Here is a 12,082-nt window from a genome sequence, read left to right as displayed (position 1 = left end):
TAACAGGGACACGGAAATTTCCGTGTCCCTGAGAGTCAATTGGCTTGGTTCAGAACTAACCGAAGAAATCGACGTTCTTTTGGGTGTATGAGGCCCATTGTTCGGGCACGCTGTCGCTTGAGAAAATTGCGCTGACTGGGCATTCTGGTTCGCAAGCGCCACAATCAATACATTCGTCGGGGTTGATATAGTATTGGTCTTCACCTTCATAGATACAGTCAACTGGGCAAACTTTGACACAGGCTGAATCTTTGGTGCCGACACATGGTTCTGCAATTACGTAGGCCATTGTTGATACTCCTTCGCGCTGAGGCGTAAACTTCATACTTGTTTTCTAAGATTAGTGTAGCAAGCTCCTCGCCATGCTTCTGTAACTTTAGTCACATAATGAGAATGATTCTAATAAAGACGGTAAAATCAGGCTTTTTAGTCTATATTCAAGCTATTCTGATCTTTATCTTCCCCTTCGTGCTCTTCGCGTTCTTCGTGGTTGCGTGCTCACGAAACCCTTGACCCTTCATCATCTCTGTGATTGCTCGTCGCCCGATCCCCGACCCCCAATAACCGATCCCTTGCTCCTTCGTATTCTTCATAGTTGTGTGATTACTGGCCCCTGATAACTGATAACTGCTCCCTCGCTCCTACTAACTAGCCTCGTATCTAGGGAAGCCACTTGCCCCAATATGCTACAATAGCCCAATTATGTAATTGTTCCTGCAATGAGGGTAGTGCATGTCAACCTATGTCATCGACGGACAGGAACTGCATATCCGCGATAATCGCCGTAATGCCCCCGTCGCCTTATTAATTCATGGCTGGTCGAGTTCGTGGTTTACCTGGACTCCGCTGCTGCAAGCTTTGGGCACGCGCTATTCGTATATGGCGGTCGATTTGCCTGGCTATGGGCGGTCGCCTGCACCGAAACACCCAATTACGATCGATTGGTATGCCGATTTGATGGCCAAATTGATCGAGGAAGCGAGCGATCGACCAGTGGTTGTGCTTGGTCACTCGATGGGCGGCCAAATTGCCATGACTTTAGCCCTGCGCCACCCAATGCTGGTCGAACGTTTGATTTTGCTCAATCCAGTGGTCAGCGGGCGACTATCAACCTTTATCAATTTGTTTGTGGCTCCGCATATTTTGCTCGAACGCACGCGATTGGGCGGCAAAATTTTGAGTTATCTCGAAAATACGCCTTTAAGCTATATCAATCAATTGATGAAGCCGATCCTCTTCGCTGAACGGGCCGCAATCTCGCAGCAAGATTATGATCGAATTCGCGCCGATGCACGGCGACCAGGCCAAGGCAGAGTTCGCGCTGCCTGCTACGAAGCCATGAAAATGGGCGATTTGCGTGGCAAACTCAAGCAAATTCAGCCGCCAGCTCAAGTGATTTGGGGCGCTGAGGATAATACTGTGCCGTTGCGTGATGCTGGCGCGGTAGCTGACGAATGGCCGCAAGCTGATTTGCGCTTGATTCCAAATGCTGGGCATTGGCCGCATTTTGAGCAATATGAAACTACGATGCGCTATATTGCCTCATTTTTGGGCTTGCCAATTTTGCCGAGCCTGCCAAATGATCAAGTACAACAGCAGCGTGATCTTGATGTTGGCGAAATTGCCCAGTTCCTCTCGAATACTGAGTTAGGCCAAGATTTAAGTGAATCGCAACGCTTGCGGGTGGCAGGTTTGTGCCATCAACATCATTTTGCCCCGCAAGATGTGCTGGCGCTGGAAGATTCAAGCGGCGATGAATTATTTATTGTGCAAGATGGCCAAGTTGATGTTTTGGTGCGAATCAGCAATGAGCTTGGGATTGAAGAATCGCGGCGGGTTAATGTGCTGATGGCGGGCCAAATTGCTGGCGAAATGGCCTTGATTCAGGGCAAAGGTGGCCGACGCACCGCCGATTTACGCGCTGGCAAGTCGGGAGCGACCGTGCTTTCGATCGATAGCCGTTATCTGTTTGCCTTGTTTGAAGATGATGCCTCGCTGGGCCTGAAGCTGATGCAAAATCTGGCTCGCTCGTTGGTGCAACGGTTGCGCGTACAAAATTGGCAATTGCAATTAGCTGAACAACGCGCCGAAGTCCATCGCTAAACAACCGTAAAATCATGACTTTTGGCTTGAACGCTACTGTTTTACCAGTGGCGTTTTTCGTGTACCATTTGCCATGAACCACAAATTGTAGGGTGCTGTCTATGAATCGTCAACGAATGATTGGGCTGGGTGGCCTGCTTGGGCTAGCAATATTAATCTTAATTCTGCCAAACAGCCGTTTTTGGTTTGCAGCGCTAGTTTGTGCGCTAGCTCCAGGCTACTTGCTCGAGCGCTGGCTGGATTTGAATTTAGCGCCATTGGTGCGACCCAGCCTGTGGATTGGACTGAGCTTGGCAGTTTGGCCGTTGGGCTACTTATGGCTGACCACGCTTGGTTTAGCCCTGAGCACTGGCATGATCTCCTTGATTGCCTTTGGCTTGGTTGGCGGGGTTGTTTGGCGTTTATGGCGTGAGGGCGAACGGCCTTGGACCTTGCCAGCGCCAGTGCCAATTCTTGGGTTGGCGTTATTAATTGTGACCTTCGCGATTAGCACCAGAATGAGCCATATTCGCAACGTGGCTTTTCCACCGTGGGTCGATTCGCTGCACCATGCCACGATTATGCGAGTGATTGCTGAAAGCGGCCAAGTGCCCTACTCGTTGCGCCCCTACATGCCAGTTGATAATTTTGGCTATCACTGGGGCTTTCACGCCACGGCAGCCACGATCTACAATCTGAGTGGCATGAGCATTCCCCAATTTATGCTGTGGTATGGTCAATTCTTGGGGGTGTTGGTGGTGATTTCGGTTGGCAGCGCCACGATTGGTCTAACCAAAAGCCCGATTGCTGGCCTAGCCGCCGCCACCATGACGGGCTTTATCTCGATTATGCCCGCTTATTACCTGAGTTGGGGCCGTTACACCTTGCTTTCGGGCTTGGCGATGGTTCCGGTGGTGCTGCTGTTGGCGTGGGTTGCGCTTGATCGACCTGATCGCAAAGGCCTGATTTTGCTAACGCTCGTGGTTGGTGGGCTACTGCCAACTCACTTTGTGGCGGCTGGCTTTGCGTTGTTATGGTGTGTCGCGGTTTGGTTGGGCCGCGATGTTTGGACTGAGCAACGCTGGCAAATCTTGGGCAAGCAAGCGGCAGCAGTTGGCATGGCGATTTTGTTGATGTCGCCCTGGCTGGCCTTATTGATTCGTGAAATTCAGCCTGCTGGCAGTGGCACACCCAAACAATTGGTTGGTGGTGGCTACAATACCTACGAAGCTGCGAAAGGCTTATATTGGACGTGGAATAACCTTGTGCTCTTTTTAGTAGGTTTGTTGGCTGCTTGGTTTGGCTTCTTTCAACACTGGCGTTTGGTGCTGATCAGCTTTTTATGGGCTGGCCTGGTGATGTTATTTGCCAATCCGGTGGTGATTGGCTTGCCCTATCTTTCGTTTTTCAACAACAACATTGTGGCTTTGGCAATTTTTCTGCCGATTAGTTTGTGGTTTGGCTTTGGGGTTGCTTCATTGGACCAAGGCTTGAGCAAACATCTCAAACAGGGAGTAGCCCGAGGTTGGCGGGCGATTCGCACCGCAATTTTGGCAATAACCGTGCTGATTTCGGCTACCAAAATGCATAGCGTGATTAATGATGGTACGATTATCGCCAAAGCTGATGATTTAACTGCCCTGAATTGGATTGTGCAACGGATTCCCAAAAATGCGCGGTTTGCGATTAATACCGAAGGTTGGTTGTATAACGTGGCCCGTGGCAGCGATGGTGGCTGGTGGATTTTGCCCTATGCTGGCTTGCAAGTGAGCACACCGCCAGTTGTCTACAACCAAGGCACAGCTGAGTATATTGCGGCGGTTGAGGCTGAAACCAGTTGGTTGCGCAATGCCAACGAAAAAACTGCTGCTGAATTGGCTCAGTGGATGCGTGAACATAACTATGATTACGCCTATGCCACCACCAATGGCAAAATCTTCAATCAAGCCAAATTAGCTAATTCAGCTGAATTTGAGCTGGTCTATGAAAATGCGAGCGTGGCGATTTATTTGCGGAGATAGTTGGGGCTAGCGCCAAGCCTAGCCCCATCGATGAGGCTCAGGCAGCGGGAATCGCTGAGTAGGGCAAAAGGTCATAGCGTTCTTGTAAGCGGTCGATATACATCATTTGATAGAGCACCGCATCCTCGATGTGATCGTGGCGTTGGCGAAGTTGCTCCAACTCCTGATGCTTGCTCGGATCGGGCGTATCGCATACGTGTTGTTCTAAATCGGCGACAGCATGTTCAAGATCATCGAGTTCCCACACAAGATCTTGCAGTTTGCTGCGCTCATCCTTGAGTTGACGCAAAAGTTGGGTATGGGCAGCAGGCAATCGCATATGCATCGGAAAAACCTCTTGGGATAGTGAAATAGCCAGTGCGTAAAGCTAAGAAAGTGCAATAGGTTACTTAACAACCATGCTACTGCTATCATATCATGTTCCGACAAGAGACTTTGGTATGATTCGCGGGCCGACAATGGGGGATGCCGCTGCAAAGTGATGGGGGATATAGCTCTAGGCAAGCCTAAACTAACCCCAAGCCAACCAGCAAGCCGCTTGGGGTGTTCACAAATGTTGATTGACGTTGCTGAATGGCTTGAGCCAAACTCTTCTCTCAAGGGTTTTATTTAGCCATTTCGCCTTCGCCGATGCGTCCACCGTAACGGCGTTCGCGATTGCCAAAATTGCTGACAGCCTCGCGAAACTGGTCGGGGCCAAAATCGGGCCACAACAGCGGGGTCATATAATATTCGCTATAGGCAGCCTGCCAAATCAAAAAGTTGCTGAGGCGTTGCTCGCCGCTGGTGCGCACAATCAAATCGGGGTCGGGAATGCCTGATGTATACAAGTGCCCAGCGATCATCTCATCGCTAATCTCCTCAGGATTGATCCCCTTGGCCACGATTTCGCGCACTGCATTGACGATATCGGCGCGACCACCATAGTTGAAGGCTACCGAGAGCGTCAAGGCGGTATTATTGGCAGTCATGGTAATGGCATTTTGAATCTTCTTGGCGAGTGCCGAATCGACCCCATCGAGCGTGCCCAGCAAGTGCAAGCGCACCCCTTCAGCGTGCAACTCGCGCAACTCGCGATCAAGGTATTCGGCCATAATGCGCATTAATCCGCGCACTTCCCACGATGGGCGTTTCCAATTCTCGGTTGAAAAGGCATAAATCGTGAGATAGGGAATGCCCAGTGCGATAGCCTCACGCACGATTCGTTTGATATTACCAGTTCCAGCATGATGCCCTGCCAGACGGGGGAGTCCACGGCCTTGTGCCCAACGGCCATTGCCATCCATTATTATTGCGACATGTCGAGGTGCGACAGTAGTTTCAAGTTGTTGTACGGTCATAGATCTAAAGACCTCATCAATTTAAGCGTTTGTCTAGCATTCGTTGTAGGGTAGCGAATATACTACCATTGTTGCAAGCACTCGCGTGCAATTTATGCGAAACTAGTCTTGATCGACGATTTTAGGCAAGCGAGGGCATTGCGATGTTGCTGAAAGGGCTTATTTTGGGGTTTTCGATTGCCGCACCAGTCGGGCCGATTGGTGTGTTGTGCATTCGACGCAGCTTAATTCATGGACGGTTGGCGGGTTTTTTATCAGGTTTGGGAGCGGCAACTGCCGATGGGTTGTATGGCATGTTGGCGGCGTTTGGTTTGGCGGCAGCCCTCAACAAGCTTGACCAAGATTCGGGCTGGTTGCTGGGATTGCGGATTATTAGCGGCCTATTTCTCGGGTATTTGGCGATCAAGACCATACTGAGTCGTCCGGCGACCGAAGCAGCAAATGCCAAAGCTGATAATTTATGGGCGATGTATGCCTCGACGCTCTTCTTGACCTTGACCAATCCCTTGACGATTTTATCGTTTGCGACGGTCTTTGCTGGTTTGGGAATTACGGCCTATGGCTGGGATAGTGTGTGGTTGGTGGTAGGCGTGACCACGGGTTCGGCTTTATGGTGGTTGCTGTTGAGTGGTAGCGTGAGCTTATTGCGGGAGCGAGTACAAGCCTATAGCGTTTGGATCAATCGAATTTCTGGCTTAATTATTTTAGGCTTTGCGCTTGCAGTCTTGTTGGGATGAGGCTTAAATCAAAAGCGGGTGTTGGCGCAAACCAACACCCGCAATTTCAAAACTATTGTTTACCCATTTTTGCTTTCAGAGCGGCCAATTCATCTTCGACAGCGGTATCGCGTTCGAGGTCAGCAAAGCGAGCTTCGAGCGAACCACCTTCAAGCTTCGACATAGCATCGGCTTGAGCCAAGCGATCATCGACCCGTTCTTCCATTTGGGATAATTTATCCATCGCATTGAGGTTGCCCAAGCCTTGAACCGTGCGTTGAATCGCTTCTTGGGTTTCGGCGCGATTCTTCTTAGCGATAATCAATTCTTTCTTGGCTTTGGCTTCCGACAAGCGTGATTCAAGACTGACCAAGGCTTTTTGCAGCTGCTCAACTTGTTCGTCTTGTTGTTCGTATTGTTGGCGATAGGTATCAGCCATTTTTTGAGCATTGGCTTTGCGGCCTAAGGCAGCTTTGGCCAATTCATCGTCACTTGCGCGAACCGCAGCTTCAGCCTTGGATTGCCATTGATCAGCTTCGGTTTGGAATGTCACCATTTTGTTGTGCAATTTGGTTTCATCGGCCATGGCGGATGCAACAGCGGTTTTGGCTTCGTACAGTTGTTCTTGCAATTGCCGCATGTACTCGTTGACCATTTTTTCAGGGTCTTCGGCCTTATCCAACATCGCATTGAGATTAGCGCTAACCAGGTCGCGAACACGGCTCAACAACGACATAGGAATTCCTCCTTAGCTAAACACAAAGACTGTGTGAACTTCATTCTAGCACACCGCGCTGGCGGTTCTCAAGTGGTACGAAGCGCTTATCCAAAAAGTTACAAAGGCTTTTTGGATGGTGTGCCAACCGTGCGTGGATAGGTCAATGGGGTTGAAGCTACTTTGTCTACGACAACAAGTGAACGGACAGGTTCAGCTGGAATGGTGACGTTATAGACCGCCCGTAATTGACCTCCAAGAATGGTTATGGCCTGCTCAGCATCTTGCACTTCTGGCTCAATTTCAAAACCTTTGGGTGCAAGCCACATGCCACCAACTTGGCACAAGGGTAAACAATACTCGGCGAGGGTTGCCAAATTGGCAACAGCCCGAGCGGTAACCAGCGCAAAATGTTCACGCCAGCGCCGTTCGCGGCCCACAACCTCAGCCCGTTCGACCTCAACCAAGACCCGCTCAAGCTGTAATTCTTGGGCCACATGGCGCAAAAATTCGGCCTTCTTGCCAATCGATTCGATCAGCAAAACTTCGGTTTCGGGCCATAAAATCGCTAAAGGAATACCTGGCAAGCCCGCACCTGAGCCAATATCGGCCAAACTGGCGGGAGCTTGCTCGCAGGTCGTCGCTAGCGAAAGCGAATCTAACAGGTGGCGGCGGGTTGCTTCGGGCAAGGTCGAGGGCGCAACCAAATTCATGCGCTCACTCCATTGCGTCAGCAACGCCACGTAGTGCTCCAAGCGGTCGATTTGGCTGGTGCTAAGGGTTAGTTGCCACTCAGCCAAGGTGGTTTGTAATAGTTCACGATCGATCATTTTTGTTTTGATAACCTATAGTGCATTTCAGCTTGCTCATATAAGCCTAGATTATCATAAACCCGCCCAATTGCTGCATGTAATTGTTGCGGGCGACGGCTGGTTGGTAAGGCTGCCTTCCATTGTTTAACCGCAGCAGCTGGAAAATCGCGGTCGCTATACATCTGAGCAAGCCGTTCGCGATCAAGCTTGCGTTCAGGTGTAAGAAAATTCTCGAAGGAATGGCCACACTCGCAGATCCAGTTTTCGCGCACATCGAGCACATGCCCACAATTGGGGCAATCGAAGGTTTGCTCAGTGCCACAAGTGCTACATTCACCAGTGCTTTGGGTGGGTGTGCCACAAAATGCGCAGGGCGCTTCGAGATTTTGCGGCGGCTTGGGCACATTCGTTGGCATATTACCAAGCACTGGAGCTGGCTCAGACACTACTTCAGCGACCATTGGGGCAAAACCAAAACCAGCCATTGGCTGATCAAGCTCGATTGGTACTGGCTCAAACATGGCTGCAGGTGGCTCTTCGAAACTAGCCATGCTGCTGGCAGGTGCTGCTGGCGCTGGGGTTGGAGCGACTGGTGGCGGCGCTGGTGGTGCTAGTGGCGGTTTATGTGGCTCAAACGTCGAGAGAAAATCGGCAGCCTCGCTTTGGGCTAATTCTTCCAGCCCGCGTCGCGCCGCAGTATTATCGGGATTGATCGAAAGCACAAGTTGCAAGCAGTCGCGCTTTTGGGTGCGAGTTTCGACGACTCCACTGAGCCAAAGCCAAGCGGACTCGTTTTTTGAATCGGTAAGGAGTACTTTTTGGAGATGCTGGCGAGCTAGCTCACGCTGGCCTGCTCGCACAGCGGCGATGCCCTTGGCAAGTTCATCATCGATTGTCATAACGGTAATCCATCGCTAATAAAGACATTCATTGGCTATTTTTAAGGATACACCGATTGTGACATAGATTTGGCTTGATGCAAATAAAGATTGGCTAAGGAATTAGGATTGAGCCACCTGGCGGTGAAACTCGGCCTCTTGGTTGCGACCAATCTTATCGTAGGCTTGAGCCAATTTTCGGTGCAACATCACCACATGCGAGCCATCTTTGAGCGCTCGATCCCATTGGCGAGCGGCAGGCTCCCAGCGCTCCATCAAGGCATAGCGCTGGCCCAGCCCTTCGTGATCGATGCCATCAGGAAAGAAAATGTAGTGACGTAACCCTTCGCCGCATGGGCAGCGAGTGGTTTCCCATAAGTTTATTGTACTATCACATGAGGGGCAGGTGAGGATGATATTTTCGCCACAAACTTGGCAATCGAGCTTGCTACTATCGGTATTCGCTTGGCAAAATGGACATTGAATTAGGTTGCTGCTGGCAGCGGCGATCGCCACAATTGGGGTTGGCTCAGGCATTGACGGGGCTGGTTTGTTTTGCACTTCAAGGGCCGCGATGCCGCGTTGCGCGGCTTCGTTGCTTGGGTTGATCAACAAAACCCGTACAAGGCAATCGCGGCGTTGTTCAGGCGTATCGACAATCGCACTCATCCAGAGCCACGCCAGTTCGTTCCGTGCATTCAGCGCAATCACTTGGGTCAGGAAATCACGGGCTGCTGCACGTTGGCCTGCTTTGGCGGCAGTAATACCTTCAGCCAATAAATGCGTTTCATGCACGGACGACATAGGAACTCCTTCTATCTATAATCTAACGTGGTTCGAGTGCGATCCATTCTTGCACTGGGCTAGCCACGTCGCTGCTTGGTTGATGGTGCTGTAACTCCCCAGCGTGGAATGATGATCGAATAAATGGTCCAGCAAAGGTCGCTCGAAAGCCCAATTGCTGGCCATGGTCGCGATACAAGCCATAACGCTCGGGTGGAATATATTCGCTCACTGCTACATGGTTCAGTGATGGTTGTAAATATTGACCAATCGTGACCAGTTCAACCCCAACCTGCTTGAGATCATCCATGGTTTGGTAGATTTCGTCGGTTGTTTCGCCTAAACCCACCATAAACCCCGATTTGGTTGTGATCTGCGGGGCAAACTCACGACTACGAGCTAATAATTCGAGCGAGCGATCATAATCGCCTTGGGGCCGCACACTCTTAAACACGCTACGAACAGTTTCGATATTGTGATTGAGCACATGTGGTTCGGCATCCAATACCGTTTTGAGCGCTTCGGCCTCGCCTTTGAAATCGGGAATCAAGACCTCAACTTCGGCCTCGGGTAAACGTTGCCGAATTGCGCTGATGGTGCGGGCAAAGTGGCGAGCGCCGCCATCCTTGACATCATCGCGAGCCACCGCCGTAACTACCACATACTTTAAGCCCAAGCGAGCAGCGGCTTCCGCCACATTGCTTGGCTCGCGTGGGTCAAGCGGGAAAGGCTTGCCAGTCGTGACATCGCAATAATGGCAACGCCGGGTACAACGATCGCCGCCGATCATAAATGTAGCAGTGCCATGGCCAAAGCATTCGGCAATGTTGGGGCACGATGCTTCTTCACACACAGTATTCAGATTTAGATCACGCAGTAATTGACGGACATTACGCAACTCTGGTGAAAGCACGGGTTTGCGTAACCACTCTGGTTTACGCTGACGATGCGGTGTTGATGGCATACCAACCTCACGTTAAGCAGCACATGCAGCATTGCAAGTGACGGCAGACGAATGTGGCACCAGCTTGCCTTTAAGCCAGCGATAACCCTCACTCGCTATTGTAAAAAATTATTTAAGCCATTGCGATAACCCAAAAGCACCACTTTAGGCCATCGATGATCCTGCCCATATGGGGGACATTGCAATGCATTCTAGGGCAGACTAAGGCCAAAAAGGGTAAGATTAAGCTTGGCAATTTGCGCCAAGTATAGCACGAAGTTGGTGCATTCAACCAAGCGGCTGTGCTATAATTTAACGAGATGCGGCAAGCAAGGAATATGGAACTTCATGGCCAAACAACGTACAATTTTCGTCTGCCAACAATGTGATGCGCAGTTTCCCCGTTGGATGGGTCGTTGTACCGAATGTGGTTCGTGGGATAGCTTGGTTGAACAGGTTATCGCAAAATCAGTAGGTACGACAGGCGGTAGTACTCGTTCACCTATAGGAGTGAGCGAGCCATTGCGCTTGCCCGATATTCAACTTGGCGATGTTCAACGCTTGCCAGTTCGTGGCAGCGAATTTGCTCGCGTGCTTGGTGGCGGAATTGTGCCAGGCTCGTTGGTGCTGATTGGCGGCGATCCTGGGATTGGTAAATCGACGCTCTTGCTCGAACAAAGTGCTGCTTTGGCGGAAACTGCTGGCGATGTGTTGTATATCTCAGCGGAAGAATCGCAGCAGCAGATTAAGCTCCGCGCCACCCGTTTGGGCTTATCGGCGCAGCGTTTATATATTTTGGCCGAAACCAGCCTTGATACGGCGATTGCGACGATTGAACGCATGAAGCCAGTTTTGGTGATCGTCGATTCAATTCAGACCGTGTATAGTGAGAGTGTGACCTCGGCGGCAGGCAGCGTTTCGCAGGTGCGCGAGGGGGCGTTGCGGCTGCAACGGGTCGCGAAACAACACAATATCTCAATTATGCTGGTTGGCCATGTGACCAAAGAAGGCGCGATTGCTGGGCCACGGGTGCTTGAGCATATTGTTGATGTGGTGTTGTACCTTGAGGGCGAACGGTTTCATCAATATCGCTTGTTGCGCAGCGTCAAAAATCGCTTTGGCTCAACCAATGAAGTTGGGGTTTTCGAGATGAATCAAGGTGGGATGGTCGAAGTGACCAATCCATCGCAGATTTTCTTGGCCGAGCGTAGCACCAATTCGCCTGGCTCAGCGGTAGCCGTGATGCTAGAAGGCACACGTCCTTTGCTATTGGAAGTGCAAGCCCTGACTAGCCATACTGCCAATGCTCAACCACGCCGAACCGCTAATGGCTTTGATCAAAACCGCTTGGCGATGATCATTGCAGTGCTCTCAAAACGGGTTGGTGTGCCATTGTTCAATCAGGATATTTATGTTAATGTGGTAGGCGGTTTGAAAGTGACCGAGCCAGCGATCGATTTAGCGGTGGCCACGGCAATTACTTCATCATTTCGTAACCAGCGAGTTGAACCAAATACCGTTTTAATTGGCGAAATTGGGCTTTCGGGCGAGTTACGTTCGGTAAGCCAGCTTGATCGGCGTTTGAACGAAGCCGCCAAGTTGGGTTTCCATAACGCAATTGTGCCGCAGATCGATGCCTTACCGCAGATCGATGCGTTTCAGGTTACTGGCATTCGTTCATTGATTGAAGCAGTGCGAGCTGCTTTAATTGGTGCGCCGCGACCATCACCTGGTGAGCCGCCAACGGCCAAGCCAACAAACGACCATGATGATTAAGCGTGAATTGTGGATG

The 12,082-nt window shown here is 50.8% G+C and carries 11 protein-coding genes and 1 pseudogene; 4 read left to right on the top strand and 8 right to left on the bottom strand.

The genetic code is table 11. From position 1 onward, the window contains the following. Window positions 1-61: 61 nt before the first annotated feature. A pseudogene (locus LCH85_11325) lies at window positions 62-289 on the bottom strand (ferredoxin family protein). A gap of 443 nt (window positions 290-732) precedes the next feature. Between LCH85_11325 and LCH85_11320 the strand changes: the two are divergent. Next, window positions 733-2,103, top strand: a complete 1,371-nt coding sequence (locus LCH85_11320) for an alpha/beta fold hydrolase (protein ID MCA0352574.1) — start codon at window positions 733-735, stop codon at window positions 2,101-2,103. A gap of 101 nt (window positions 2,104-2,204) precedes the next feature. Beyond that, window positions 2,205-4,103, top strand: a complete 1,899-nt coding sequence (locus LCH85_11315) for a hypothetical protein (protein MCA0352573.1) — start codon at window positions 2,205-2,207, stop codon at window positions 4,101-4,103. 37 nt (window positions 4,104-4,140) lie between these two features. Here LCH85_11315 and LCH85_11310 read toward each other — a convergent pair whose 3' ends face one another. Together LCH85_11310 and LCH85_11305 are read right to left on the bottom strand one after the other, a co-directional pair. Beyond that, window positions 4,141-4,428, bottom strand: a complete 288-nt coding sequence (locus LCH85_11310; GenBank protein MCA0352572.1) for a hypothetical protein — start codon at window positions 4,426-4,428, stop codon at window positions 4,141-4,143. A gap of 280 nt (window positions 4,429-4,708) precedes the next feature. Further along, window positions 4,709-5,443 (bottom strand): isoprenyl transferase, encoded by a 735-nt coding sequence (locus LCH85_11305; GenBank protein MCA0352571.1) that lies wholly within the window; start codon window positions 5,441-5,443, stop codon window positions 4,709-4,711. 143 nt (window positions 5,444-5,586) lie between these two features. Here LCH85_11305 and LCH85_11300 point away from each other — a divergent pair, with 143 nt between their 5' ends. Beyond that, window positions 5,587-6,180 (top strand): LysE family transporter, encoded by a 594-nt coding sequence (locus LCH85_11300; protein MCA0352570.1) that lies wholly within the window; start codon window positions 5,587-5,589, stop codon window positions 6,178-6,180. A 52-nt stretch (window positions 6,181-6,232) separates the two neighbouring features. Here LCH85_11300 and LCH85_11295 read toward each other — a convergent pair whose 3' ends face one another. From LCH85_11295 to lipA, 5 genes are all read right to left on the bottom strand, one after another. Further along, on the bottom strand, window positions 6,233-6,895 hold the full coding sequence (locus LCH85_11295) for a PspA/IM30 family protein (protein ID MCA0352569.1): 663 nt from the start codon (window positions 6,893-6,895) through the stop codon (window positions 6,233-6,235). 98 nt (window positions 6,896-6,993) lie between these two features. Continuing rightward, entirely contained in the window at window positions 6,994-7,704 is a 711-nt protein-coding gene (gene rsmG, locus LCH85_11290) for a 16S rRNA (guanine(527)-N(7))-methyltransferase RsmG (GenBank protein MCA0352568.1), read from the bottom strand. Then, complete coding sequence (locus LCH85_11285) at window positions 7,701-8,585, bottom strand: hypothetical protein (GenBank protein ID MCA0352567.1); 885 nt, start codon at window positions 8,583-8,585, stop codon at window positions 7,701-7,703. Before LCH85_11285 ends, rsmG begins: the two co-directional genes overlap by 4 nt. Window positions 8,586-8,687: 102 nt before the next feature. After that, window positions 8,688-9,368 (bottom strand): hypothetical protein, encoded by a 681-nt coding sequence (locus LCH85_11280; protein ID MCA0352566.1) that lies wholly within the window; start codon window positions 9,366-9,368, stop codon window positions 8,688-8,690. Between the two features lie 22 nt (window positions 9,369-9,390). Next, window positions 9,391-10,311 carry a lipoyl synthase gene (gene lipA, locus LCH85_11275; protein MCA0352565.1) on the bottom strand — a complete coding sequence of 307 codons (921 nt, stop codon included), beginning with the start codon at window positions 10,309-10,311 and terminating at the stop codon, window positions 9,391-9,393. A 327-nt stretch (window positions 10,312-10,638) separates the two neighbouring features. On the opposite strand from lipA, the gene radA reads away from it, so the two are divergent. After that, window positions 10,639-12,066, top strand: coding sequence for a DNA repair protein RadA (gene radA / locus LCH85_11270; GenBank protein ID MCA0352564.1), 1,428 nt, complete (start codon window positions 10,639-10,641; stop codon window positions 12,064-12,066). Window positions 12,067-12,082: the final 16 nt, after the last annotated feature.

It is taken from the genome of Chloroflexota bacterium (assembly GCA_020161265.1).
In the GTDB taxonomy this organism is placed as follows: Bacteria; Chloroflexota; Chloroflexia; order Chloroflexales; family Herpetosiphonaceae; genus Herpetosiphon.
This window is presented reverse-complemented; position numbering and strand designations above follow the sequence as displayed.